The sequence below is a fragment of the Kitasatospora sp. NPDC048662 genome (assembly GCF_055587065.1).
Genome location: NZ_JBVJHA010000017.1, coordinates 30,687 through 56,770 on the forward strand (window position 1 = coordinate 30,687; position 26,084 = coordinate 56,770).

The 26,084-nt window shown below is 72.7% G+C and carries 20 protein-coding genes; 3 read left to right on the plus strand and 17 right to left on the minus strand.

The features are described 5' to 3' along the window. Positions 1 to 8: 8 nt before the first annotated feature. The 3 genes from ACZ6R9_RS30870 to ACZ6R9_RS30880 are packed head-to-tail and all read right to left on the minus strand — an operon-like array spanning position 9 to position 2,601. Positions 9 to 638, minus strand: coding sequence for a hypothetical protein (locus ACZ6R9_RS30870; RefSeq protein ID WP_465541859.1), 630 nt, complete (start codon positions 636 to 638; stop codon positions 9 to 11). Beyond that, entirely contained in the window at positions 635 to 1,147 is a 513-nt protein-coding gene (locus ACZ6R9_RS30875) for a hypothetical protein (protein WP_465541861.1), read from the minus strand. The genes ACZ6R9_RS30870 and ACZ6R9_RS30875 overlap by 4 nt, the downstream gene beginning before the upstream one ends. Beyond that, positions 1,147 to 2,601 carry a putative T7SS-secreted protein gene (locus ACZ6R9_RS30880; RefSeq protein ID WP_380486935.1) on the minus strand — a complete coding sequence of 485 codons (1,455 nt, stop codon included), beginning with the start codon at positions 2,599 to 2,601 and terminating at the stop codon, positions 1,147 to 1,149. The genes ACZ6R9_RS30875 and ACZ6R9_RS30880 overlap by 1 nt, the downstream gene beginning before the upstream one ends. A gap of 412 nt (positions 2,602 to 3,013) precedes the next feature. On the opposite strand from ACZ6R9_RS30880, the gene ACZ6R9_RS30885 reads away from it, so the two are divergent. After that, a complete protein-coding gene (locus ACZ6R9_RS30885) occupies positions 3,014 to 3,919 on the plus strand; it encodes a sucrase ferredoxin (protein ID WP_465541863.1) in 906 nt (301 codons plus the stop codon). 48 nt (positions 3,920 to 3,967) lie between these two features. Here ACZ6R9_RS30885 and ACZ6R9_RS30890 read toward each other — a convergent pair whose 3' ends face one another. From ACZ6R9_RS30890 to ACZ6R9_RS30915, 6 genes are all read right to left on the minus strand, one after another. Further along, positions 3,968 to 5,575, minus strand: a complete 1,608-nt coding sequence (locus ACZ6R9_RS30890) for a solute symporter family protein (protein WP_465541865.1) — start codon at positions 5,573 to 5,575, stop codon at positions 3,968 to 3,970. Then, the gene (locus ACZ6R9_RS30895) at positions 5,572 to 5,997 is read right to left on the minus strand and encodes a DUF485 domain-containing protein (protein WP_380486927.1); all 426 of its coding nucleotides are present in this window, start codon (positions 5,995 to 5,997) and stop codon (positions 5,572 to 5,574) included. Before ACZ6R9_RS30895 ends, ACZ6R9_RS30890 begins: the two co-directional genes overlap by 4 nt. Before the next feature lie 114 nt (positions 5,998 to 6,111). Beyond that, positions 6,112 to 6,903: a response regulator gene (locus ACZ6R9_RS30900; RefSeq protein ID WP_465541867.1), complete on the minus strand. Its 792-nt coding sequence runs from the start codon at positions 6,901 to 6,903 to the stop codon at positions 6,112 to 6,114. Beyond that, the gene (locus ACZ6R9_RS30905) at positions 6,873 to 8,033 is read right to left on the minus strand and encodes a sensor histidine kinase (protein ID WP_380486924.1); all 1,161 of its coding nucleotides are present in this window, start codon (positions 8,031 to 8,033) and stop codon (positions 6,873 to 6,875) included. Before ACZ6R9_RS30905 ends, ACZ6R9_RS30900 begins: the two co-directional genes overlap by 31 nt. A 72-nt stretch (positions 8,034 to 8,105) precedes the next feature. Then, positions 8,106 to 8,588 (minus strand): DUF1453 domain-containing protein, encoded by a 483-nt coding sequence (locus tag ACZ6R9_RS30910; RefSeq protein WP_380486922.1) that lies wholly within the window; start codon positions 8,586 to 8,588, stop codon positions 8,106 to 8,108. Positions 8,589 to 8,729: 141 nt separating this feature from the next. Further along, positions 8,730 to 10,880, minus strand: a complete 2,151-nt coding sequence (locus ACZ6R9_RS30915; protein ID WP_380486920.1) for a DNA gyrase/topoisomerase IV subunit B — start codon at positions 10,878 to 10,880, stop codon at positions 8,730 to 8,732. A 429-nt stretch (positions 10,881 to 11,309) separates the two neighbouring features. Between ACZ6R9_RS30915 and ACZ6R9_RS30920 the strand changes: the two genes are divergently transcribed. Continuing rightward, a complete protein-coding gene (locus ACZ6R9_RS30920; RefSeq protein WP_043909846.1) occupies positions 11,310 to 11,540 on the plus strand; it encodes a DUF7455 domain-containing protein in 231 nt (76 codons plus the stop codon). Positions 11,541 to 11,652: 112 nt separating this feature from the next. Here the strand turns inward: ACZ6R9_RS30920 and ACZ6R9_RS30925 are convergent, their stop codons facing one another. The 7 genes from ACZ6R9_RS30925 to ACZ6R9_RS30955 form a co-directional block, all read right to left on the minus strand. Further along, positions 11,653 to 12,504, minus strand: coding sequence for a S1 family peptidase (locus tag ACZ6R9_RS30925; RefSeq protein WP_465541871.1), 852 nt, complete (start codon positions 12,502 to 12,504; stop codon positions 11,653 to 11,655). A gap of 209 nt (positions 12,505 to 12,713) precedes the next feature. Continuing rightward, complete coding sequence (locus ACZ6R9_RS30930) at positions 12,714 to 14,333, minus strand: RNA polymerase sigma factor (protein ID WP_380486916.1); 1,620 nt, start codon at positions 14,331 to 14,333, stop codon at positions 12,714 to 12,716. 474 nt (positions 14,334 to 14,807) lie between these two features. Beyond that, positions 14,808 to 15,680 (minus strand): FadR/GntR family transcriptional regulator, encoded by an 873-nt coding sequence (locus tag ACZ6R9_RS30935; RefSeq protein ID WP_465541873.1) that lies wholly within the window; start codon positions 15,678 to 15,680, stop codon positions 14,808 to 14,810. A 378-nt stretch (positions 15,681 to 16,058) separates the two neighbouring features. Then, complete coding sequence (locus ACZ6R9_RS30940) at positions 16,059 to 16,868, minus strand: hypothetical protein (protein WP_465541875.1); 810 nt, start codon at positions 16,866 to 16,868, stop codon at positions 16,059 to 16,061. A gap of 43 nt (positions 16,869 to 16,911) precedes the next feature. Then, positions 16,912 to 18,684: an ATP-binding cassette domain-containing protein gene (locus ACZ6R9_RS30945; RefSeq protein WP_465541877.1), complete on the minus strand. Its 1,773-nt coding sequence runs from the start codon at positions 18,682 to 18,684 to the stop codon at positions 16,912 to 16,914. A 275-nt stretch (positions 18,685 to 18,959) separates the two neighbouring features. Continuing rightward, positions 18,960 to 19,718 carry an NUDIX hydrolase gene (locus tag ACZ6R9_RS30950; protein ID WP_380486908.1) on the minus strand — a complete coding sequence of 253 codons (759 nt, stop codon included), beginning with the start codon at positions 19,716 to 19,718 and terminating at the stop codon, positions 18,960 to 18,962. 147 nt (positions 19,719 to 19,865) lie between these two features. After that, positions 19,866 to 22,109: a glycogen debranching N-terminal domain-containing protein gene (locus ACZ6R9_RS30955; protein WP_465541948.1), complete on the minus strand. Its 2,244-nt coding sequence runs from the start codon at positions 22,107 to 22,109 to the stop codon at positions 19,866 to 19,868. Positions 22,110 to 23,177: 1,068 nt separating this feature from the next. On the opposite strand from ACZ6R9_RS30955, the gene ACZ6R9_RS30960 reads away from it, so the two are divergent. Next, positions 23,178 to 24,491 (plus strand): alpha/beta fold hydrolase, encoded by a 1,314-nt coding sequence (locus tag ACZ6R9_RS30960; protein WP_465541878.1) that lies wholly within the window; start codon positions 23,178 to 23,180, stop codon positions 24,489 to 24,491. A gap of 37 nt (positions 24,492 to 24,528) precedes the next feature. On the opposite strand, the gene ACZ6R9_RS30965 is transcribed toward ACZ6R9_RS30960, so the two are convergent. Further along, positions 24,529 to 26,031 (minus strand): DUF4192 domain-containing protein, encoded by a 1,503-nt coding sequence (locus ACZ6R9_RS30965; RefSeq protein WP_465541879.1) that lies wholly within the window; start codon positions 26,029 to 26,031, stop codon positions 24,529 to 24,531. Positions 26,032 to 26,084 lie beyond the last annotated feature (53 nt).

Here is a 26,084-nt window from a genome sequence, read left to right on the forward strand (position 1 = left end):
GTGCGGGTTCAGAACAGCGGAGCGCGCTCCCCGGGCCGCTGCACCGGCAGCGGCGCCGGGTCGTCCGTCACCACCTCGACGGTGTCGGTCAGTTCGGACAGCAGCGCGACGTACTGCGGCAGGTCGGGCAGCGACGGGGTGGTCAGCGAGAACACCAGCAGCTCGGACATCGCGGGCAGCGGCAGGTAGACGTCCACCCTGGCCAGCGGCAGCGCGGGCTGCTCCGGCACCGGCGTCCACTCGACGCCGCTGAACGCGACCACGGCGGGGCCCTGCTCGGTCTCGGTGCGGTGCACGTCGGCGGCCGGGTCCAGCGAGAGGGTCTCCTCCAGGGTTTCGATCACCGTCTCCGGGTCGGCCGCCGGCTCCAGCGTCTCGCTGCGGGCGATCAACGAGGCGGTGGAGATCCGGTCGTCCTCGGTGGCCATCAGGCACACCCCGGCGTAGCTCGCGCCGTCCTCGGCGGCCGCGTCGGCCAGCTCGCCGTAGAAGCGCTGGACGCCCTCGCGCTGGGCCTCGGTGCCGCCCGCCCAGATCTCGCAGGCCAACTCCCGCAGGTGGACGGCGCGTTGCTGCGCGTCCAGGTGCATGCCGAGGTCGTGGAAGTGCACCGGCACGTCGAAGGTGTAGCTGCTCATCGGGCCACCGCCGGCACCAGTTCGATCCCGGCCTTCCCCAGGGAGCGGGCCACCAGGCCGTGCTGGGCGGCGATCGCCCGGATCCGCTCCGGGTGGGCGCCCCGGTAGTCCTTCGGGGTCATCAGGAAGCTGCGGGTCCCGTACCCCCACCGCATGTCGGCCCAGCCGCGGAGGGCGTACTTGCCGTTCGAACCGCGGGCGTACGCGGCGGCGGCGACTCCGCAGATCTCGGCCGTCCTGGCGTCCCAGCGCCGCTGGTCCTCGCCCCACTCCCGGGCCAGTCTCGCCGGGCCGACGAAGCGGCTCAGCGGCCGCACCAGCGTCCGCCGCCAGCCGCGCTCCAGCCACTCCACCGAGTCGACCGTCTCGGCGAGCACCGTGAGCGGCATCCACACCAGCCGGGTCAGCACGTCCACCGGGATCACCACCCATTGCACGGCGCACCACAGCACCAGTCCGATCCGCGAGCGCCGCCCCGCCGACGGGGTCAACGGCGGTGTGCCGTACATCAGTTGCCTCCGCTGAACTGGTCGTGGATGCCGGTGACGATGCCCGGCAGCGAGGGCACCCCGTTGATGCCCCGGCTCCACCAGGACATCGGGTCGAGGCTGCCGTCGGCCCGGATCGCGTTCTGGAACGAGGGGATCGAGCGCAGGCCCGGCAGGTTGGCGACCCGGGTGGACTTGAAGGTGTCGACCGCGGTGCCGTACACCGACTCGGCGACGTGCTTCTCCCAGGCGAACTTCAGCCGGTTGCCCATGCCGGGCAGCGCCTTGAAGGTGGTGTTCAGCGCGCCCTCCGCGCCGATCTCGGTGACCCGGACCGCCGAGCCGCGCAGCGCGTCGCCCAGGTGATCGACGGTCTGGCTCTTGGCGATCTCCCGGACCTTCCCGCCGGTCTGCCGCATCACCGTCTCACCGGTCTCCAGCGTCACCTTCTCGATCTTCGGGACCAGCTTGGTGGTGACCTTCACCACCGGCTTGGCCGCCGTGCCGACCAGCTTGCCGAACGGCAGCGCCCCCAGCCCGTCGCCGACCAGGTCCATCGCGCTGACGTCCGCCCCGCCGAGCTTGGCCAGGCCGTGGCTGGCCAGCGCGCCCGCCGAGAGCACGCCGCCGGCCAGCGCCAGCGCGCCGGACAGCGGCGGGAACCACAGGGTGCACAGGGCGGCCACGCCCAGCACGGTGGAGGCGATGCCCAGCCAGTCGCCGATCTTCTTCAGCAGGTCGGCGTGCTTGGTGGCCCACTCCTTGAGCGCGTGGCCGGCCCGCTTCAGGGCGTCCTTGAAGCTGTCCCACGCGCTGGTGGTCGGCGCGTTCTGGTTGGCCTTGCGCAGGGCCCGGGCGACCTTCCCGGCGGCGTCGAGGTGGTCCTCGCGCAGCTCCTTCGCCTGCTTCACTATCGCCTGGAACGCGTCCTCGGCGTCCTCCAGCGCCCGCTTGGCGTCGTCGAGTTCCCCGCCCGCCGCGTTCAACTCCCGCTGCGCGGCGTCGATCTCGGCCTGGGCCTGCTGCAGCTGCGCCTGGTCCGCGTACATCCGCCCGGCCAGCCGGAACGCCGGGGCGCCGGCCGCCGTCTCGTAGCGCGAGCGGGCGCCGTCCTGCTGCCGCTCGCAGCTCTCGCAGCGCCGCTTGGCCGCCTCCGCGTCCGCCTCGTAGCGCCGCGCGGTCTCCTGGAAGTGCGTCAACTGGCCGCGCCAGCCCTCCAGTTGCCGGGCCGCCGTGCGCACCGCGTCGTCGCTGTCGCGGAGCAGGCCGGGCAGTTCGCCGACCTTTCCGGCGAACGCGCGCGCCGCGTCGCCGCGCCAGCTGCCGCCGGCCCGGGTGAGCCGTTCCAGGGTGCCGTGGGCGCTCTCCAGCGCCCCGGCGGCGGTGGTCAACCGCTGCACCAACTCGTCCACACTGGCCGGGTTTCCGGGCGCCGGGTCGAAGCCCAGCGCGGGGAACTGCGCCGTGTCGCTCACGCGGCACCGCCGCCGAACACCTCACGCAGCGCCTGGTCGGTCTCCGCGTAGGCCCGCCGGGTGATGTTAGCCCCTCCTCCACCTGCTGGGTGGACTCGGCGATCTTCTTGATCGCGTCGTCCCAGCTGTCGTGGAACTCGTCGCAGGCGTGATCCAAGGACTTGGCGCCGGTGGTCTTCGGCCCGGTGTCCCGCATCGCGTTCAACGCGGTGCGCAACTCGCCCTGACTTCGGTGCAGATCCGCCAACAGACGGTCCAGGTCCGCCACATCGACCGCGAAGAAGGACCCCAAGACTCCCCCAAAAGAACGTCAAATCCAGGTAATGGAGCCCAGCATAGTCCGCACCCGCCCGGCCCTCCGCAGGCGAAGCTCCACCCGCTCCGACCCGCCGTCCGGACATAAGGTGGGCAGGTGAGCACCTGTACGACACTGTCGCGCGAACTGACCGAGCCACTGGCCGCCACCGCGGCCACCGCCACCACCTGGCTGCTGCTCGAACAGCCCGGCCCGTGGGGCGCCAAGGCGCTCACCGCCAGCCACCTCGACCCCGAACTCGGGGCCGCGCTGGACCGGGCGGCCGAGGACACCGGCGTCCGGATCGCGCTGATCCGCCGGCCCGGCCGGCACGCCGACACCGACACCGCCGCCCACCACGAGGTGCTGATCGCGCACACCGCACCCGCCGACCCGTGGGTGCGCCGGGCCCGGCTCGGCTCCCCCGCCGAACTGCTCGACCTCGACTTCGCCGCCCTCGGCGCGGGCCACCACGACGGCTTCGGCAGCGAGCACATCGGCGGCCCGATCGCCCTGGTGTGCACCAACGGCCGGCGCGACCGCTGCTGCGCACTGCTCGGCCGCCCGCTGGCCGCCGACCTGGCATCGGCCGGCCACAGCGAGGTCTGGGAGGTCACCCACCTCGGCGGCCACCGTTTCTCCCCCACCATGCTGGTGCTGCCGCACGGCTACGCCTACGGCCGGCTCACCGCGGAGTCCGCCAAGGAGGTGCTGTCCGCCACCGCCGCCGGCCACACCACCCCCGCCCACTCACGCGGCCGCTCGTACTGGCCCCGCCCGTCCCAGGCCGCCGAGCAGGCCGTCCGCGAACTGACCGGCGAGGGCGCCGCCGACGCGCTGACCATGCGCCAGACCCCGGACGGCGACGGCTGGACGGTGGAGGTGGCGCACACCGACGGTCGCCGCTGGCGGGCGACGGTCGCGGAAGCCGCGAGCGAGCCGCCCCGCGCCGAGAGCTGCGGCAAGGCCCCGGGCACCCCGTCCCGCATGGACGTCACCGCCCTCGTGGCCATCGCCGAATGACCAACGGGCCCCGCACCACCCGGTGCGGGGCCCGTCCTTGATGCCTGGTCAGGCGGCGCCGGCCCCGGTCAGGGCGCGGACCTCCAGCTCGGCGTAACCGTCCTCGTCGGCGGGCTCCCGGTCCAGCATGGTGCCCAGCCAGCCGGCCAGGAAGCCGAGCGGGATGGAGACCAGCCCGGGGTTCTCCAGCGGGAACCAGTGGAAGTCCATGCCGGGCAGCACCGAGGTCTTCGCCCCGGAGACGACCGGCGAGAACAGCACCAGCACCACCGCCGGAACCAGGCCGCCGTACACCGACCAGACCGCGCCGCGGGTGGAGAAGCGCTTCCAGAACAGCGAGTACAGCAGCGTCGGCAGGTTCGCGGAGGCGGCCACCGCGAAGGCCAGACCGACCAGGAAGGCGACGTTCAGGCGCTGCGCGTACAGGCTGAGCACGATCGCCAGGCCGCCGATCACCACGGCGGAGACCCGGGCGGCGATCACCTCCTCGCGCTCGGACACCTGTCGGCTGTCCTCCCGCCGCCAGGCCCGGGCGTACAGGTCGTGGGCGAAGGCCGCGGAGGAGGCCAGGGTGAGTCCGGCGACCACCGCCAGGATGGTGGCGAACGCGATCGCCGAGATCACCGCGAACAGCAGCAGGCCCCAGGTCGAGCCGTCGCCACCGCCGAGGTCCAGGGCGAGCAGCGGAACCGCCGTGTTGCCCGCCGAGTTGGACAGCCGCAGGTCGTGCCCGCCGACCACCGCACCCGCCCCGAGCCCGAGCACGATCGCCATCAGGTAGAAGGAGCCGATCAGGCCGATCGCCCACATCGTGGAGCGCCGGGCGGCCCGCGCGGTCGGCACCGTGTAGAACCGGCTGAGGATGTGCGGCAGTCCGCCGGTGCCGAGCACCAGCGCCAGGCCGAGGCTGACGAAGTCCAGCCGGTCGAGCGCGCTGGAGCCGTAGTTGAGGCCGGGCCGCAGGTACGCCTCGCCCTCGCCGCTGCGCCGCGCGGCGGTCTCCATCAGCGCGCCCAGGTCGCCGTGGAAGCGGGCCACCACCAGCACCGTGAGCAGCACCGAACCGCCCACCAGCAGGAAGGCCTTGACGATCTGGATCCAGGTGGTGGCGCGCATCCCGCCGACCGTCACGTAGACGATCATCAAGGCGCCGACCGCGATGATGGTCCACGCCTTGGCGGCCCCGCTGTTGGTGCCCAGCAGCAGCGCGACCAGGCTGCCCGCGCCGACCATCTGCGCGATCAGGTACATCAGCGTGACGACCATGGACGACAGGCCGGCCGCGGCCCGCACCGGCCGCTGGCGCATCCGCAGCGCCAGCACGTCGGCCAGCGTGTACCGGCCGGCGTTGCGGACCAGTTCGGACACCAGCATCAGCACGACCAGCCAGGCGACCAGGAAGCCGATGCTGTACAGCACGCCGTCGTAGCCGTACAGCGCGATCAGCCCGGTCACGCCCAGGAAGGAGGCGGCCGACAGGTAGTCGCCGGACAGCGCGAAGCCGTTCTGCAGCGGGGAGAAGTCCCGGCCGCCGGCGAAGAAGTCCTCAGCGGCGTGGCCGCGGCGGCCGACCCAGATGGTGATGGTCAGCGTCACCGCGACGACGACGGCGAACAGGGCGACGGCGAGGCCGTGGTTGGGGTGGTGAGCGGTCATCGCAGCTGGTCCTGGGTGTCCCAGCGCAGTTCGAGGGCGGCTCGATCGCGCTTGGTGCGGGCATTACGGGCGTAGAGCCAGGTGAGCAGGAAGGTCGAGGCGAACTGGCCGAGGCCGAGCGTCCAGGCCACGTTCAGCGGCCCGGCGATCCGGCGGCCCAGCAGGTCCGGCATGAAGGCCTCGGCCGTCACGAACAGCAGGTACCAGGCCAGGAACCCGGCGGTGGCCGGGAACACGAACGAGCGGTAGCCCCGCCGGATCTCCCGGAAGGCCTCACTGTCCTGGACGCTCCGGTACACCGCGCCCCCGATTCGGTCCTCCGGCGGTACCGCGTCCACTTCCACGCTGCGCCGCGGCGCCACCACCCGGGGCTGGGGGGCGGCGGCCCCGGCCCACCAGTCGACTCTCTCCTGCTGCGCCACTTGCCGACACCTCATCATTCCGGTCGTTACGACCGAACCATGATGGAGTGTCACAAACCACACAAGGAAACCCGTGAAGAAACCTTCAACCGAAGCGGCGAAAGGACGGTACGTTCACCAATCTTCGGAAATTCCATGCTTGAAGGCGTACGCGACAGCCTGTGCGCGATCCCGGACCGCCGTCTTCGCGAAAAGGTTGTTGATATGGGTTTTCACCGTTGCGGGGCTGACGAACAACCTTCCGGCGATCTCCGCGTTGGACAGTCCGGACGCGATCAGCGCCAGCACCTCGGCCTCCCGCTGGGTCAGCCCGTCCGGCAGCACCGCCCGCGCGGCCTTCCCGGCCTCCGGCTTCAGCGGCCCGGATTTCAGCGGCTCGGGCTTCAGCGGCTCCGGCTTCAGCGGCTCCGGATCCGGCCCGGTGGCCGCCGGCGCGCCCGACAACCGCTCCAGCAGCCGCAGTTGGACCTGCGGGGAAAGCCCGGCCGCCCCCGAGCGGACGTCCGCGACCGCGCGGGCGATCTCCTCCGCCCCGGCGTCCTTGGTCAGGAAGCCGCGCGCCCCGGCCTGCAGCGCGGAGAACAGCGAATCGTCGTCGGCGTACGTGGTGAGCACCACCACCGCGGTACCCGGGTGCTCGGCACGAACCCGGCGGGTGGCCTCCACCCCGTCGCAGCGCGGCATCCGCAGGTCCATCAGCACCACGTCGGGGGCGTGTTCGGCGACCAGCCGCACCGCCTCCTCGCCGTCCGCCGCCGAGCCGACCACCGTGATGCCCGGCAGCAGGCCGAGCAGCATCACAATGCCCTCGCGGACCACGGTCTGGTCGTCGGCGACCACCACCCGGACCGGCCCGCCCGTCGTCTCCGCACCCGTCACGTCGGCACCCGCAGCAGCACGCGCCACCCTCCTTCCTCGGGGCCCGCCAGCAGTTCGCCGCCGAGCAGTTCCGCGCGTTCGCGCATCCCGAGCAGACCGTACCCGCTCCCGCTGTCCCCCAGCACCGGGTGCGCCCCGCGGGGCGCCCGGGAGTTGTGCACCCGCAGCTCCACCGCGCCGTCCAGGTAGCCGAGTCGGACGTCCACCCGGCCGCCGGGCGCGTGCTTGCGGGCGTTGGTCAGCGCCTCCTGGGCGACCCGGCGCACGGCCAGCCCGGCCTCGACGGGCAGCGGGCGGGGCACCCCGTCGACGGCCAGTTCCGCCCCGGACTGCGCGACCAGCCCGGCCACGAACTCGGCGACGGGGGCGAACTCGCCGCGCAGCGCGGACAGCGCCTGCCGGGTCTCGGCCAGCCCGTCCTGCGCCATCCGCCGGGCGGCGACCACCCGTTCGCGGATCTCCGCCCGCTCGGCGCCGGCGTCCAGCATCAGCCGGGCCGCCTCCAGGTGCACCAGCTGCGCGGACAGGCTGTGCGCCAGCACGTCGTGGATCTCCCGGGCGATCCTGGCCCGTTCGGCGAGCGCCGCGGACTCCGTCTGCGCGACCTGCGCGGCCCGCTCCTGCGCGAGCAGGGCGCGCTGCGCGGCGCGGGCCTGGCTGTCCAGGCGCAGCAGGTAGCCGAGCAGCCCGAGACCGCCGGCGACGGCCAGCATCATCAGCAGCGAGTCGCCCGAGCCGAGGCCGTAACTGCCCACCGCGGCAGCGGCGGTGAGCAGCCCGGCGGCCAGCGGCAGTCGGACCACGGAGAGCACCGCGAGCCCGCACCAGATCACCGAGGCCAGGGTGTCGGCGCCGCCCTCGTGGGCCAGCCCGGCAAACACCAGCAGCCCGGCGGCGCAGCCCAGCGCGGGCCACAGCCGCTGGGCCCGGCAGTTGAAGTACCAGCCGGCGAACAGCGCGACCGAGCCCGTGATCCAGCCGATCGGGAACAGCAACCGCCAGCCCGTGAAGTGCTGTTCGGTGAAGGTGCCGAACACCACCGCTGTCAGCCCCGCGATCCGGCCGAAGAGCGACAGCGCCGTCCGGGCCCGTGAGTGGCGTTCCCGGATCGGGACGTCTCCGGCCGGCCAGCGGGTCCAGCGTTCCAGGGTGCTCACCGGATGATCCTCTCTCAATGCCGGTGCCGCCGACACCCGGTGGGGGGTCGGCGGCACGATGGTGGCGGTCCGTCAGGCGGCCAGGGTGTGCTTGTGGTCGTCCAGCTGGCGGGCCCGCCAGCTGACGGCGGCCGAGCGGACCAGCAGCAGCAGGCCGAGCGACAGCATCAGCACGCTGCTGGACTGGTGGACGTGCAGCGCGACGGCGACGCCGTACCAGCCGATCCGGATCAGGATCGCGCCGACCCAGGCGAACACGGTGGCGGCGGAACCCTGGGTCCACAGCAGGCCGTCGTGGTCGCGCCAGATCCGCATCGTCCAGCCCCAGGCGCAGCCCATGCCGAGGGTGGTGACCAGCGAGCCGGCCAGGATCAGTGCGGCGGCGCCCTTGTGGTCCGGGTCGATCAGCACCGGGTCGCGCAGCGCCACCGCGGCGAGGATCAGCGGCAGCAGCCAGAACCGGCGTTCGGTGTCCAGTCGGCGGGCCCGCAGCTGCCGGCCCACCACCAGGACGATCACGGCGACGGCGATCAGGACGTTGGACAGGGCGGTCATTTCGGGTGCCTCCTGGGCGGGTTGTTCTCGACACCACGAAATCTACGGAGGACAGTCCTCCGAATCCTCGGAGCGAGGGTGGAAGCACAGACGGAAAGGGCCCTCCACCCGTGGGTGGAGAGCCCTTTCGCGCAGGTCTGCTCAGGCGTCGATCCGGGACCTGTCCAGGGTGGCCGCCGAGTCCACGATGAACTCCCGCCGCGGCGCGACGTCGTTGCCCATCAGCAGGTCGAAGGTCTTCTCCGCGGACTCCAGGTCGCCCAGGTTGATCCGGCGCAGGATCCGGTGCCGCGGGTCCATGGTGGTCTCGGCCAGCTGGTCGGCGTCCATCTCGCCGAGGCCCTTGTAGCGCTGGATCGGGTCCTTCCAGCGCAGCCCCTTGCCCTGGAACTCCAGCAGGGTGCGCCGCAGTTCGGCGTCCGAGTAGGTGTAGTGGTACTTCTCCTGGCCGCGCTTGGGGTTGGTCAGCTCGATCCGGTGCAGCGGCGGCACCGCGGCGAACACCCGGCCCTGCTCGACCATCGGCCGCATGTAGCGGTGGAACAGCGTCAGCAGCAGGGTCCGGATGTGCGAGCCGTCGACGTCGGCGTCGGCCATGAAGATGACCTTGCCGTACCGGGCCTGGTCGATGTCGAAGGTGCGGCCGGAGCCCGCTCCTATGACCTGGATGATCGACGCGCACTCGGCGTTCTTGAGCATGTCGCTCACCGAGGCCTTCTGGACGTTCAGGATCTTGCCGCGGATCGGCAGCAGCGCCTGGAACTCCGAGTTGCGGGCCAGCTTGGCGGTGCCCAGCGCCGAGTCGCCCTCGACGATGAACAGTTCGCTGCGGTCCACGTCGTCGCTGCGGCAGTCGGCCAGCTTGGCGGGCAGCGAGGAGGTCTCCAGCGCGGTCTTCCGGCGCTGCGTCTCCTTGTGCTGCCGGGCGGCGACCCGGGTCCGGGCGGCGGCGACGACCTTCTCCAGCACGGCCCGGGCCTGGAGCTTCTCGTCCTTCTTGGCGGAGGTGAGGAAGCTCTTCAACTCCTTGGCCACCACCGCGGCCACGATCCGGTTGGCCGCCGAGGTGCCCAGCACCTCCTTGGTCTGCCCCTCGAACTGCGGCTCGGCCAGCCGGACGGTGACCACTGCGGTCAGGCCCTCCAGCACGTCGTCCTTGGTGATGTCGTCCTCGGCGACCCGCAGCAACTTGGCGGCCCGCAGCGCCTCGTTGACGGTCTTGGCGAGCTGCCGCTCGAAGCCGTTGACGTGGGTGCCGCCCTTGGGGGTGGAGATGATGTTGACGAAGGAACGCAGCGTGGTGTCGTAGCCGGCGCCCCAGCGCAGCGCGATGTCCACCCCGAGCTCGCGGGTGACCTCGGTGGGGGTCATGTGCCCGAGCTCGTCGAGCACCGGGACGGTCTCCTTGAAGGTGCCTTCGCCGCGCAGCCGCAGCACGTCGGAGACCGGGCGGTCGGGGGCGAGGAACTCGCAGAACTCGCTGATGCCGCCGTCGAATCGGAAGGTCTCCTCCTGGACCTGCTCGCTCTCGGTCAGCCGCTCGTCACGCACCACGATGGTCAGACCGGGCACCAGGAAGGCGGTCTGCCGGGCCCGGGCGTGCAGCAGCTCCAGCGAGAGCTTGGCGTCCTTGAGGAAGATCTGCCGGTCCGCCCAGAAGCGGGTCCGGGTGCCGGTGCGGGTCTTGGCGAACTTGCCCTTCTTGGTCATTCCGCTGCCCGGCGTGAACTTCGCGTCCGGGCCGTCCCCGGTGAACGTGCCGGGGGTGCCGCGCCGGAAGCTGATCGAGTGGGTGGCGCCGTTCCGGTCCACCTCCATGTCCAGCCGGGCGGACAGCGCGTTCACCACCGAGGCGCCGACGCCGTGCAGACCGCCGGAGGCCGCGTACGAGCCGCCGCCGAACTTGCCGCCCGCGTGCAGCTTGGTCATCACCACCTCGACGCCGGACAGCCCGGTCTTGGGCTCCACGTCCACCGGGATGCCGCGGCCGTTGTCGCGCACCTCCACCGAGCCGTCCTGGTTCAGCAGCACGTCGATCCGGTCGCAGAACCCGCCGAGGGCCTCGTCCACCGAGTTGTCGATGATCTCCCACAGGCAGTGCATCAGGCCGCGACTGTCGGTCGACCCGATGTACATGCCCGGCCGCTTGCGGACCGCCTCCAGCCCCTCGAGGACGAGCAGATGCCGCGCGGTGTAGTCGGACCCGCCCTCGCCGGTCACCAGTGAGGACGGGACGGTCTTTTCTCCACTCACGCTCTGCACTCCTCCATGATGTTGACGGACACCCCGCATGCTCTCAGCAACTGAGACTTCGGCCGCCGAGGCCCGCGCGCCTTGTACGCGCTGCGCGAACACGACTCCCACCGCGGACGCGGCCCTCACCCTGCCATCTCCTGCCGACACCACGGGTCCTGGCGGACCGGGGCGGCCGGAGAGGGCGGCGGAGCTGCTGTGATGCGGTCAAGCGGGGCCCGGGACGGGGCTTATGCTCCAACCCAGCGGAGGATTATGCTACGCGGACCTCGCACCCCGGCCCGATCGGGCGTTCGAGGTGATTGGCGGACCATCGGAATCGGTACGCATGAACCACCGGTGCCCGGGGCACGCCCTCATCAACGAGACAGCAGAATCCTCAAAGAGAAAAGCCACGAGCGGGAACGAATTCGACCTGGTTGGATGTTGATCCTGGTACACAGCTCGTCGAGCTAGAGAAGAGGCGACGTGACTACTGTTCTGACCCCTGCGAGCCCGCTCACCGCGGCAGACCGCTGCGACCGTTGCGGCGCTCAGGCCTACCTGCGCGTCGTCCTTTCCAGCGGCGGAGAGCTGCTGTTCTGCGCCCACCACGGGCGTAAGTTCGAGCCCGAGCTCAAGAAGATCGCCGTGGAGATACACGACGAGAGCGACCGCCTCTCCGGCACCGCGGCAACGGCTGCCGAGGGCGAGCGCTGACGCTCCCGCTCGAAACCCGAGCTGCCTGAGCGGCCGGGCGGCCCTCCCCTTCCGGGCGGGCCGCCCGGCCGTGGCGTTTGCCCGGCCGCTGCGGCAGGTCATGTCAGGCGTGTCACAGCGCGTCCTGCACGGACTCCGCCACCGCCGAGATCCTGGTGTACACCCCCGGGTGATTGGCCTGCGCGCAGCCGGCCCCCCAGGACACCAGCCCGGCCAGCCGCCCGGCCACCACCAGCGGACCCCCGCTGTCGCCCTGGCAGGCATCCTTGCCGCCCCGCTCGTCGCCGGCACACACCATGCTGCGCGCGTCGTACGCGCTGTCCGCACCGCCCGGGTAGTCGCGCCCGCAGGCGGCGTCCGAGATGATCGGCACCGTCACCTGCCGCAGCGTGTTCGAGTAGCTGCCGTTGCCCCGGGTGTCGCCCCAGCCGAACACCGTCGCCGAGGTGCCCACCGCGTACGGCCGGCTCTCGCCCGCGCCCACCATCTCCAGCGTCCGCTGGTCCTCCAGCGGCTCGGCCAGGGTGACCACCGCCACGTCCCGGGAGTTCGCGACGAAGCTGTAGTCCGGCTCGATCCACACCCCGCTGACCGCCACCTCCCGTCCCGCACTGCCCCGCAGGTCGTCCCGGCCGACGATCACCCGCAGCCCCGGCCGCTGAACCGGCCGGCCGGTGACCTCGTCGTAGAAGCAGTGCGCGGCCGTCACCACCTTGGTCGGGGTGACCAGCGCCCCACCGCAGAACTGCCCGGAACGGGACGAACCGAACTGCGCACGGCTGGACAGCGCCACCATCCACGGGTGATCACTGGTGCTGGCGCTCGTCCCCCCGACGATCCGCCGCTGCGCGGCGGCCGGGGCAGCCGCACCCAGCGCGACCAGCGGGGCGGGCAGGGCCGCCAGGGCGACGAGCGCGACCGCCCGGCGGCGGAGCCGAGGCGCGGACGGGTCCAGGATGGGCACCGGTTCTCCAGAAGGGTTCGGCGTGGGGGTTCGGCGTGCGACAGCGGGGCTCGTCGTGGGGGTTCGACGTGCGACAACCTGCCCAGCGTAGTCATCCCCTCACCCACCGTGCCCCACCTGAGCGCACCGGCCACCCCATCGAGCGACCCCCGGACATGCGAACGGGCCCCTCCGCCGGTGGCGAAGGGGCCCGTCCAGGTGACGAACTGTCAGTCCAGGTAGTCGCGCAGCACCTGGGAACGCGACGGGTGGCGCAGCTTCGACATGGTCTTGGACTCGATCTGACGGATGCGCTCACGCGTCACGCCGTAGACCTTGCCGATCTCGTCCAGCGTCTTCGGCTGACCGTCGGTCAGGCCGAAGCGCATCGAGACCACGCCCGCCTCGCGCTCGGACAGGGTGTCCAGCACCGAGTGCAGCTGCTCCTGGAGCAGGGTGAAGGAGACCGCGTCGGCCGGGACGACCGCCTCGGAGTCCTCGATCAGGTCACCGAACTCGCTGTCGCCGTCCTCGCCGAGCGGGGTGTGCAGCGAGATCGGCTCGCGGCCGTACTTCTGAACCTCGATGACCTTCTCGGGGGTCATGTCGAGTTCCTTGGCCAGCTCCTCCGGGGTGGGCTCGCGGCCCAGGTCCTGGAGCATCTGGCGCTGCACGCGGGCGAGCTTGTTGATGACCTCGACCATGTGCACCGGGATACGGATGGTGCGGGCCTGGTCGGCCATGGCGCGGGTGATCGCCTGCCGGATCCACCAGGTCGCGTAGGTGGAGAACTTGTAGCCCTTGGTGTAGTCGAACTTCTCGACCGCACGGATCAGACCGAGGTTGCCCTCCTGGATCAGGTCCAGGAACAGCATGCCGCGGCCGGTGTAGCGCTTGGCCAGCGAGACCACCAGGCGGAGGTTGGCCTCCAGCAGGTGGTTCTTGGCGCGGCGGCCGTCCTCGGCGATGATCTCCAGCTCGCGCTTGAGCTTCGGGGCGAGCTTGTCGGCCTGGCTCAGCTTGTCCTCGGCGAACAGGCCGGCCTCGATCCGCTTGGCGAGCTCGACCTCCTGCTCGGCGTTGAGCAGCGGGACCTTGCCGATCTGCTTCAGGTAGTCCTTGACCGGGTCGGCGGTGGCACCGGCCACCGCGACCTGCTGCGCCGGGGCGTCGTCCTCGTCGTCGTCGGAGAGCACGAAGCCCTGGTCCGACTCCTCCTCGGGGCCGCCTTCCTCCTTGCCGTCGCCGGGCAGGGCCACGTCTTCGAGGAGCTCCTCCTCGCCGATCATGTCCTCTTCGCCCTTGGCGCCCGGCTTGCCGGCCGCGGTCTTCTTGGCGGCGGTCTTCTTCGCGGGAGCGGCGGTCTTCTTGGCCGCCGCCTTCTTCGCCGGCGCGGCCTTCTTGGCGGCCGGGCGGGCCTCGGCGAGACCGATGGTCTCGACGACGGTGACCTCGCTGGTCGTCACCGCGGCGGCCACGGCCACCGACGGGGACACGGTCGCGTTGGGGGCGATCCGGACCGGGGGCTTGGTCTGGGCGACCGGCGTACGGGTGGTGACCGCCTTGGTCGCGGTGCGCTTGGTGGTGCTCTTGGCCGCGACGCTCTTGCGCTTGGCGCCGGCCGGCTCGGCCGCGCTGACCATCAGCTCCACCCCCTCCTCAATCAGCACCTGGTTGAGGCTGCGCATGACGTTCTTCCACTTGGTGACCGGGATCTGGTCCGCCTCGAACGCGTGGCGCACGTCGTCACCGGCGATCTGCCCCTGGGCCTTGCCCCGCTCGATGAGCGCCAGCAGTGCCGCGGACTCGGCGATCTCGGGGGGAAGCGAACGGGATGTGCTGGCCGACACGAACAACCTCTCGGACGATGAGTGGACGATCCCGCACCGACCACCCGAGCAGCTCGGGTGGGTGGACGGTGATCGGGGTCTGCAGGACGGCAGCAGCGCCGCGCACCAGCACAGCCATCTGGTCTGTGGTGGTATTCCGGAGCTGCTTCCGCTCCGTACACATCGCTGCCGCCACTCAAGTGTTACGCATGCCCGTCGTGGCGCCCGTCACACCACCCGGCGGCCGGTACGGGCTGCCCCGGGCGGCCTATCGGCGAGCGGGGCGCCGGGGCCTTCGCGGTCGGCGGCCAGGGCCTCGGGGGCGCCTTTCACGAACGGGCCGCGAGCCTTCGCCGAACGGTACTCGCGAGTCGGCACGGGCCGCCTCGCGGTGTGGCCTGCGCAACTGTGTGGGACGCGACACGCCGATGGCCCCCCGGCTGCGGGTGGAGCAGCAGAAGGGCCATCCGTTCGGAACGGGCAGGGCTGGACCGCTCAGTGCTCCCGTGGGGCCGGAACGGCGTGCTCGACGTCCGGGTGGACGGTGAGCAGCGCACGGACGGCCGCCTCGGCGGCGGTGCCGTCCCCGGTGCCGAGCGCGTCGACCAGGCGGGTGTGCAGGCCGACCGCCGACTCGGACGGGCGCTCACAGGTGCTGCCGGAGCCGCCGGACACCTGGAGCGCGCCGGCCACGATCCCGGACAGGTGCTCCAGCATCCGGTTCCCGGCCATCTGCAGCACCAGACTGTGCAGCTCGGCGTCGGCGCGGGCGTAGCTGACCAGGTCGCCCTGGCTGCCGGCCTGGCTCATGATCTCGGTCAGCTCGACCAGCCGCTGCTGGACGTCCTCCCGGCCGTGGCCGGCGGCGAGGCGGGCGGCCAGCGGCTCGATCGCCCAGCGCAGCTCGAACAGCTCACGGCGCTGCTCGTCGCGCTGCGGCCCGAAGGCACGCCACTCGATGATGTCGGGGTCCAGCAGGTTCCAGTCGCTGACCGGGCGGACCCGGGTGCCGACGTTCGGTCGGGCCGAGACCAGGCCCTTGGCCTCCAGCACCCGGAGCGACTCGCGCACCACGGTGCGGGAGACCTCGAAGCGCTGGCCGATCTCCTCCGGCACCAGCGGGCGGTCGGCGCCCAGGTCTCCGGAGACGATCATCTGGCCGAGCTGCTGAACCAGCTGGCCGTGCAGGCCGCGGCCGCGGCTGCTGGTGGTCTTCCGACCGGCCCGGGCGAGTTCGCTCTCCGCCCCCTCCCAGCGGGGAGCGGGTGGCATCGGGCGGTCGGCGTACGGAAAACGGTCCAGCTCGGAGGCGGAGATCGACTCGGCCTGGCGAGCGGCGGTCACGGTGGGGTGCGCAAGGGTACTCACGCCATCCTTTGTCGGCGATCGGCGAGGCCGTCTTGAGCATTCTCCTGAAAAGCACACGAAAGGGTGATCGGCCGTGTCTGGATAATTGACTTCTTATCAGGCGGAAATGCGCATATCGGTCATCCTGGCTCGAATTCAGCTGCCGTTCCGAACAACGCTCAGCCCTGCACTCATCGGCGCCGTCACCGACACCGGCGCACCTGCCGCACCGTCAGCACCGGTTGCCGAATGCGCCGGCGCCGAGAGTTCCGGGGCGGGTTTCCGCCCGGACCCTTGCCGTGGGCAGGATCCTTGCGGCGGGCGGGTCTTTGCTGCGGGCAGGATCCTTGCGGCGGGCGGGTCTCTGTTGCGGACGGGATCTTTGTTGCGCGCCGGTCGCTACAGGGCGCGGCGGCGGAACTGGGCCACCAGCACGGCCAGCACCAGCAGGGCGCCCGGGGTCAGCAGGGCGGCGATCACCACGCCGTCCAGCGCCGCCGCCGTCCGGTCGGCCGCCTCGCGCACCAGGTTGAAGCCGTACTGGAAGGGCAGCAACTCCCAGACCCACAGCGGCCAGTTCCGGCCGAATCGGTGCAGCAGCAGACCGGCGGTCGGCTCCAGCAGAGCGGGCGTCGCGCAGGTGAGCAGAACTGCCACGACCGCACTGCGCACCAGCGTCGCCAGCAGCAGGCCGGCCCAGCCGCCGGCCACCGCCAGCGCCAGGAACGCCGGGAGCGGGCGACCGATCCCGCCCAGGGCGAACGGGCCCGTCGCCGGGGCGGGCGTCAGGCCCGGGAAGGCCATCAGCTCGGCGGGGCGCGGCAGGGCGAGCACCGACGAGGCATCCACCGTGCCGGGCAGCGCGAACCGGACCACCAGGGTGTTCACCACCAGCGTCAGCACCGCCAGCAGGAGCGCCGCCGCCCCGACCACCACCAGCTTCGCGAGGAGCGCGCCGAGCCGACGGCCCAGACTCACCCGGGACGCGGCCAGGCCCGGCCAGCGCATCTCGTTGCTGTACGCCAGCGCGCCGAGCACCGCGGCGGCCAGCGCGGTCAGCGGGAGCGGCAGCCACGGGACCACGCCGGCCATCGCCCGCACCGCGCCCGACACCGCCAACTCCCCTGCCGGGAACTGCTGGGCCGACACCGCCGCCAGCGCCGCGTTCAGCACCAGCGCCGCCGCGACCACCACCCACGTGGAGCGCACCCCGCGAAGCCGACGCACCTCACAAGCCACCAACCGCACGGTCTCACTCACTCCCGTTCTCGTCACCGACGGCACGCCTGCGCACCGCGCTCGCCCCGCCCCCACCCGCCACCACCTGCGCCCGACCCACCGCCTGCCCGGCCTGACCGGCCTGCCCGGCCTGACCGACCTGCCCGGCCGGCCTGGCCAGCTCGACCGACCCGACCGGCCCGGTCTGCTCGGCCGGTCGCAACTCGGTGGTGTGGATCGGCCGGAGACGCACCTGCACCCGGTCCTGGTCCGGCGCCGGCACCGGTCCCTGGGGTTGCGCCGGGGTGGAACCGTGGCCGACTCCCCTGATCCGGGCGGGAGTCAGCAACTCCGCGTCGGTAGGGTTGGCGGCCACCTGCTCGGCGGTCAGTTGCTCGGCGTCGAGCACGATCGGCGTGGACCCGGCGGGAGTTGGGCCGGACGGGGTCGCTGCGGGCACGGCTGGTGCGGGCGCAGCGGGTACGGGCGTGGGCTCGGAGGCGCGTGCGGCCGACTGCTCCGGATGATCGGTGGCCGACTGCTCGGCGCGCACGCGGCGGAGCGCGGAGGCGCCGCGGGGCGTCCGCCGGGTGAGGTCCACAACGGGCGCCTCGGCCTGGGCTGTCGGCGCCGTCAGGGCTGGCGCTGCGACGGGGGCGGCCGGTGCGGACGGGTCGGGCGCGAGGGCGGCGGTGGCCCAACGGCCGGCCTGGAGGCCGCGGTGGCCGAGGGCGCGGTGCTCACTGGTGCGCTCGCCGTCGGGGCCGGTGGCCGGGCGGCCGACGGTGGCGGGCCTCGGGGCGACGGAGGCGACGGGGGTGGCGGCCGGGGCGATCTGGGGCTGCCCGCCGATGTTCTGGCGGACCGGGCTCTTGCGGGCCGGCCGGATCGCGACCTGGCCGGAGTGGCCCGAGCCGCTGGGCAGGGCGGTGGGGAAGGAGATCGGGCGCTGCACCACCCGGTCGGCCAGCTCGTGCAGCAGGACACCGTTGCGGTAGGCGAGTTCACCGATCTCGGTGCGGCCGACCCCACTCACCGCGAGACCGACGCCACCCTCCCGCCGGACCTGCGCGCCCTGGGCGACCAGCAGATCCGCGAGGCGGGCCATCTGCGGGCCCCGGACCAGGACTTCGGGGTGCAACCGGCTGCGGCGGAACTCCACCACGGGCTGGTCGGCAGCCAACCTGCCCGCGTCCAGGGTGACCACCCGGTCGGCGAGCACGGCGGCCACTTCCGGACTGCGGGTGGACATCAGCACGGTGCCGCCCGTCAGCGCGAAGGAACGCAGGAAGCCGTACAGCCACTCCTCGCTGCGCGGGGAGAGGCCCTCGGCCGGGGCGTCCAGCAGCAGCGTCGCGGGGTCGCCGAGCAGGGCGGCGGCAAGGGCGAGCCGGCAGTGCATTCCGGGCGAGAAGGTGCCGATCCGGTGGTCGGCGACCGGGGCGAGGCGGACCTGCTCCAACAGATCATCGGCCCGGCGTGCCGAAACGCCCACCGCCCCGGCCAACATCCGCAGGTGCGCCCGGGCCCGCTGACCCGGATGCCCGGCCTCCGGCCTGCCGGACGGCAGCAGCGCGCCGATCTCCCGCTCCGGCCGCCGGATTCGGCGGTAGGTGCGGCCGTCGAACAGCGTGAGGCCGTGGCCGCGTTCGAGCTCCACCATCAGCCGGAACGCGGTGGACTTGCCCGCCCCTTCGTCCCCCAGCAGCGTGGTGATCATCCTTGGCCGGGCGTCGAAAGTCAGGTCCAGCACCGCCGGGGGGTGGCCCCTTCGGTACTTCTTGGTCAGTCCGGTGATTTGGATCATCGCCGCCCGCTCCCTCGCCCGCCGGCAGACCGGGGTTCGTCCGCCAGGCCTGAGCCTGCACAGTAGGACGCGGAAGCGATGAAACCAGGCATTCCGGATGCATCGTGGACGGTGTTAGCGCCGAGCTCACCCGAACAGGGGACAGCGCGCTCACACCACTGACGCTTTCCTTACAGGTCGCCACCACCCCATCGCCGCAAGGAAACTGGCCCACCTCGCATCGCGAGCACCTACCCCTTCAGCGACGACGACCACGGCCCCACCGGGGCCGGGCGTCAGGCCTCGGGGCGGAGCATCGGCGGGTTGAGGACGGTCGCCCCGCCTGCCGTGAACAGCTGGGCGGGACGCCCGCCTTGACGGGTCGTCGTGCCACCGGAGGGCAGCAGGAAACCCGGAGTGCCGGTGACCTTGCGATGGAAGTTCCGCGGGTCCAACACCACGCCCCAGACCGCCTCGTACACCCGGCGCAGCTCGCCGACGGTGAACTCCGGCGGGCAGAAGGCCGTTGCCAACGAGGAGTACTCGATCTTCGACCTGGCCCGTTCCACGCCGTCCGCCAGGATCTGCCCGTGGTCGAAGGCCAGCAGTTCGCCGTCGTTGCCGTCGACACCGAACAACTCACTGACCGGTGCCCACCGGGCGCTGCTGGCATCGCCGCCCGCGCGGGGCGAGGGCAGGTCCGGGGCGAGCACCAAGTACGCGACGCTCACCACCCGCATCCGGGGGTCACGCTGCGGGTGACCGTAGGTGGCCAGTTGCTCCAGGTGCGCGCCGAACGGGTTCTGCCCGGCCAGGACTTGACCCGGCGCGGACTGCGCCCGCAGCCCGGTCTCCTCCGCCAGTTCCCTCGACGCCGCCTCGGCCAGACCCTCGTCGGGCCGCACGAACCCGCCAGGCAGCGCCCAGTAGCCCTGGAACGGTGCCTCACCGCGCTTCACCAGCAGGGCGCACAGCTCATGGTCGCGCACCGTCAGCACCACCAGGTCAACCGTGACTGCGAACGGGGGGAAGGCCGACGGGTCATAACGCGACATGTCGCCGATCTTAGTCGTCTCTCTGACGATAATCACAGACCACGGCCCTGTTCCGGCCTCCTTTCCGGCCTCCCTCCCACTTCCTTCCCGCGTGCTTCCCGCGTGCTTCCCATCGCCTCTCCCGGCTTCTGGACCGCTTGAAGGCGGTCAGCTGGCGGCCAGTTGCAGGAACGACGGCGCCTCCTCCACGACCGCGACCCCGATCCTGCTGACCCGGACCGAGAACGGCTCACCGGCCACCCGCAGGCCGGTCAGTTCCAATGCCCCCAGGGGGGCGGTGCTCGCCGGGCGGGTCGCCACCCGCCCTGATGGGACGTCGGGCCGGACACCGGCCAACGAGAGCACCAGGTGGACGGCAGCGGCCGCCGACATGGCGGCCGGACGGCAGGCCGCCGAGTGCGGCACCGGTGGGCAGTCGGCAACCTTCTGCTCGCCCGCGTACATCTCCGGCAGCCGGTACTCGAAGTGTGCGGACGCCTCCAGCAGGCCTTCCAGCAGGATCTCGGCCTCCCGTTCGAACCCGGCGTCCACCAGCCCGCTCACCGCGAGCGCGGTCTCCTGCACCCGCACCACGCCGCTGCGGTGGCCGAGCGGATTGAACCGTGGGGACTTCGCGCTCAACGTCCGCAGGCCCCACCCGCAGTCGAGTTCGGGCGTCACCAGCCGCTGGGCGAGCAACCTGGTCTGCTCCCGGTCGAGCAGGCCCTCGTGCAGCTCGCCCTCGGCAGCCAGCCCGACGTCGAAGAGGTGGACCAGGGTGGAGGCGAGGGCCGGCACCGGCCGGTCCGGGGCCAGCAACGCGGCTGCCGGCCGACCACCTGACAGGTCGTCGATCCAGAACTGCTCGCGGAACCGTTCCCTCAACTCGGCCGCCCAGGCCCGCCACTCGGCCGCCCCGGGGCGGCCGAACGCCTCCAGCAAGTCCGCCCCTTGGAGCGCCGCCCGATGCGCCTGCGCCTGCACTTCGCACCTGGCCGGACCTGGTCGCGCGGCCCGTTCCTCCGCCGGGCGGCCGAGGTCGGTGACGAACCCGACCGGCCCCTCCGCCACCGCGGCCCGCAGCGCCCCGAGGGCACGCTCCGCGGCCGGCAGCAGCTCGGCGACCTCGGCCCGGGGCATGCCCCAACGCCAAGCCTCCGCAAGCACCGTGACGAACAGCAGCGTCGCTTCCGTGGCCGTGCAGCTCGCCGGCAGCTCGGGACCTCCGTGCCGCAGCGGCCCGGGAATCACACCGTCCATCGCCTGTGTCGCCGCGCCGCTCTCCGCCCCGGGGGCGGACGGGCTGCCCGCACCCTGAACTGCGGCAGGCTGCGCGGCCGGAGCGCCTCCGGAGCCGCCGGCCCCCGACGCGCTCCCGGCTTGCGCCGGGCCGACCGCAGACGGGCTCGATGCCCCGTCAGCCGTGCCGCCCTCGACCGGGCGGACGACGCCTGCCGGTTGCTGGGGCGCGAGGTGCTGGCGGCGGGCCGTCGCGCGGAGCGTTCCGGCGGCGAGCCGGGTGCCGAGCGGCAGCGTCATCCGGGCTGCCCAGAGCGCGTCCGCGGCGGTGAGGCCGAAACGCCAGGGGGCGCCCGAGGCGGTGTACAGGTCGGTCGGACGGTCCGCGTCCGCGAGCAGCAGCCCGCCCAGTGTGTCCAGGGCGCGGCCGACCAGGCGTGCGGCGCGGCGGTCGTCGGCCCGGACCTCCGGCTCGGACCACGGCAGCGGCACACCCGGGCCGCGCCCCGTCGGTGGACGACCGGCCGACGGTGCCTCCAGCTCCACCTGCAGATCCACGGACCAACGGGCCCCGGGCTGGATCTCCAAGTCCCACCGGAGCACGCCCGCACCGGCCAGCACTGCATGCGGCGACGGGCGGGCGCTGACGGTGGCCGCGCGGCCCTGCCCGGCCCAGCGCAGGCCCGAGGACTGGACCTGGCCCGGTAGGTCGGCCGAGCGCCGACCCGCCGCGATGTCGGTGAGCTGGCCCAGGTCGGTGCCCAGGGCGATCTCCAGTGGGAGGCGGGCCGGCCGGGCACCGGTGTTCCGGACCGTCACGGTCTCCGCACCGTCGGCGTGCCGCAGCCGCTCCACTGTCAACGCCGGATCCGGGTCGAGATCGCCCGGTGCCCGGACCGAGCCGAGGAAGCGCGCCGCCGCCACGGACGTCAGGGTGCCCTGGAGCGGCAGCGGCTCCACGCCACCGAGGCGCAACTCCATCCTGGCCAGGGTGCGCACCCCGTGCCGGAAGAAGCCGTGCAGGCTCTGGCCTCGAAGCTGCCCGTCCGGACCGGAGGCCGCCATGCCCGGGGCGTTGACGCACAGGATGTCGTGCGCCGCCGACGGCTGCGGTCGTGGCACCACCGCCGGGCTCGACTGGCGGGCCGCCCCCGGGGCGGCCGCACCGGCCACCTGCTCCGACCACGCGCCCGCCCCACCGCGCCCCGGTGTCGCCACCCCCGGAGCCGTCACACCCGGACCCGGCCGGGTCAGGGTGCCGTACGGCGGGGTCGCCCCTGGCGCATACGGGGTGGGCGTGGTGAGCGTGCCGTACGGCGGAGTTGCCCCCGGCGCGAACGGCGTGGGCGTGCTGGGTGTGCCGTACGGAGGCGTGCTGAGCGGGGCTCCGTACGGCTGGGCGGCGGTACCCGCGAACGGCGTGCCATGCGCGGGGGTGCCAAGTGCCGGGGTGCCAAGGGCCTGGGCTCCGCCGGGAACCGTCAGGGCCGCGCCGGGCGTCCCAGGCGCATGGCCGGTGGGTGTGCCGAAGGGGGGCGTGGCCTGGCGGGGATTCGGCGGGCCCGCCAGGTGTGAGGGGACGGGGGAAGCCGATGCTCCGGTGGGTGCCGAAATGCCGCCCGGTGCGGGCGGGTTGGCGGGTGGCAGCGGTTGGGATGCTGCGTGGGGTGGCCTTGAATCGGTCACCAGGCTCTCCTCCCCTCGACCGGCCGAAGGCTGCGGGCTCGGCCGGCCGCGAGCGTGCTCGATCGCGGACTGTGCTGCTCTGCCGCCGGAACACGCGGCTCTTACCTGGGCGGGACCGGATCGCCGGCGCTCCGCCCCGACCGGGATGAAGCCCCGGCCCGGACGCCAGGGTCGCGCGTGGCCCGGCGGTGCCGGGTCGAGCGACGCGTGACCGATGCCCGACACGGTCGCCCTGGCCGCTACGGGCCCGGCGGTGCCGGATTTGGTTGCGGCGTTCTGCTGGTTGAACGCCGCACACCTGCCCGAGGTCACGCCTGTCCGGCGGACCTCCGGTCGGATGCAGCCACGCGCCATCGGTCCATCGGCGGTCTGCGGTCGGCACCCGGGGCGCCCGCTGTGTCGTGGCGCCGTTCGGGGTTCTCCGCCTCTGGCGGGCGCCCCCTGGCGGCTCCTGTCCGCCGTCAGGATACGGTGCGAGCACGACGACGGAACCACCGGTGACCTCGGTGATCTGCGCCGCAACCAGCCTGTGACCAGCTCACTCCTAGGAGTTGCATGTCCTCCCTCAGCCGCATCCCCGGGATCGTCGCCACGGATCATGTCTTCCGGGTGCCGCTGGACCACGGAGCTCCGGGCGGCGAGGCGATCAAGGTCTACGCCCGCGAGGTGGTGGCCGCCGGACGCGAGCACGACGAGCTTCCGTGGCTGCTGTACCTGCAGGGCGGACCGGGCGGCAAGGCCAACCGGCCGCTCGGCCGGGACGGTTGGCTGGACCGGGCGCTCGACGACCACCGGGTGCTGCTCTTGGACCAGCGCGGCACCGGCCGCTCCACGCCCGCCAACCGGCAGAGCCTGGCCCGGCGCGGCGACGCCCGGCAGCAGGCCGACTACCTGGCGCACTTCCGCGCCGACTCGATCGTCCGGGACGCCGAGCTGATCCGCCGCCAGCTGTTGGGCGAGGACGGCCGGTGGAGCCTGCTGGGACAGAGTTTCGGTGGTTTCTGCACCCTCACCTACCTCTCGCTGGCCCCGGAGGGCCTGCGCGAGGCGTTCGTCACCGGCGGGCTGGCCGGGCTTCGCCGCTCGGCTGACGAGGTCTACCGCGCCGCGTACCCGCGGGTCGCCCGCAAGAACGCCGGGCACTACGCGCGCTTCCCCCAGGACGTGGCGGCGGTACGGCGAATCGCGGCGCACCTGATCGAGCAGCCTGCGCCCCTGCCGGACGGCGGGCTCCTCACCGTCCAGGCCTTCCAGGCGCTGGGCATGATGCTGGGCAGTGGCACCGGCTCCTTCGTCCTGCACTACCTGCTGGAGGAGGCCTGGGTGGAGGGACCGGACGGGCCGGAGCTCTCCGACACCTTCCTGGCGGGGGCGCAGGCGCAGTTGTCCTTCGCCCAGGGGCCGCTGTACGCCGTGCTGCACGAGTCGATCTACGGGCAGCGCTCGGTCGACGGCGGGGCCACCGACTGGTCGGCGGAGCGGGTGCGCAAGGAGTTTCCCGAGTTCGACGCTGCGGCGGCGCTGGCGGGGGACGGACCGGTACTGCTCACCGGCGAGATGATCTACCCCTGGATGTTCGAGACCGACCCGTCTCTGCGGCCGCTGCGCGAGACGGCGCAGCTGCTGGCCGAGCGCACCGAGTGGCCCGACCTGTACGACCCGCAGCGCCTGGCTTCGAACCAGGTACCGGTGTACGCGGCGGTGTATCACGACGACATGTACGTGGACACGGCGCATTCGCTGGAGACCGCGGACGCGGTGGCCAGTGTGCGGACCTGGATCACCAACGAGTGGGAGCACGATGGAGTGCGGGTGAGCGGCCGCCGGGTGCTGGACCGCCTGATGCGGATGGCGCGCGGCGAGGTCTAGCCGCTTGCCGCGCGGGCGCGGGGTGGGCGTACGCATGTCAGCCTCCGGTGGACTGCTGGTGTCGGGGTGCCCTGCTGCGGGGCCTGGGGATTCGCGGCGCCGCGGCCCGCAGCGGGCACGGTCGGTGCTCACCGCCCGGCCGGTGGACGGCGGCTGACGCGGCATCGGGCGAGGTTGTCGACCGACCGCCGCCTGGGCTGTCGTCCTCACCGGAATCGGATTTGCCCGGCACGGGCTCTGAGCGCGATCGGTCCAGCCCGGATCCGCTCTTGCCTGCCCCGATGGCTTCCGTCGATTCGGAGCCGGCACAGGGCGTGGGCCCGGGCGGGACAGCGGGTGTCCGCGAGGGACCGGCGGGACGGTTGGCTCCCGACTCCCCGCCCGGCGGCGGGAGTTCGGGATGCTGCGGGATGCCCGCCCCGCGCAGCCGGGTGGCACGTTCGCTCCGGACCACCCGGAGCAGGGCCTCCGGGGCGATGCCGGAGTTCAGCGATTCGTAGAGCAGTTGGGCAAGTGTGTAGTCCGGGTCCAGTTCCAGTGCTCTGGCCAGTACGACCCTTGCCGTGGCGGGGTCTCCGGCCAGCCAGGACGTCCAGGCCAGCAGCGTCATCGGCGGGGCGGCGAGGTGCTCGAACGGGTCGACGCAGCGCTGGATGAGGTAGCGCCACAGCTTCTGGGCGGTGGCGAGTTCGTGCTGTTCGGCGTACTCGGCGGCGCGATCGCGGCCGAGTTTGTCCTGCAGGCCGATCAGGACCCGGGCCGTCCGCCTGGTGTCGAGCTCCCGGGCGCCGTTGCGGAACTCGGCCATCGCGCTGGCCAGTAGCTCCTCGGTGCGCTCGACTGCCGAATGACGGCCGCCGGGGCCGGCCAGCTCACGGATGAACGGCGGCCCGGCGTCCTCCAACGCGCGGCGCTGCACCTCGCAGAGCGGCGGGCCCACCGGCGCCAGGCCGGCCACGATCGCCTTGCGGCTGCCCCGCGGGGCGAGGCCCGCGAAGGTGGCCGCGGCGGCGAGCGGGCTGGGCTGGTGGGCGGCACGGACCGGAGTGCCGTCCGGCGGACAGCAGTCGACTCCGGTGCACAGAAAGGACCACCAGCGGCCCGCCGAGACGCACAGCGACTCCTTGACGATCACCTGCTGGCCCTGGAAGGCCCGGGTGAGGGCGGCCGCCAGCGGGCGGAGATCCTCCAGCACGGCCTGCTGCCCCTCCGGCACTGGCGTGCCGTCTGCGGGATCCCGGCACAGGTACAGCAGGACTTGGACGGGGCGGCGGTCGCGCTGTTCGGACAGCTCGACCAGCAGCCGGGCGGATTCTTCGGCGGTGCGCTCCCAGGATTCCGGATCCGCCGGAATGTCGATCCGGATCACCCCGCCCTGATCGAGCGCGGGGCCCTGCAGGCCCACCGCGACGATGCTGTCGTCGGGAAAGAAACCCAGCAGGTAGGGGAGCATCTCCGCCATGTCAGCGGGCCCGCGCAGCCGGACCGGGAGGTGGCCGGGGCGCGGGGAGGGCTTGGTGGTGCGGTCGTCTGCGGTCATGGCGGAAAGGGTGGACCCGATTCCGCCATCACTGCGGATATTTCGCTCGCCCT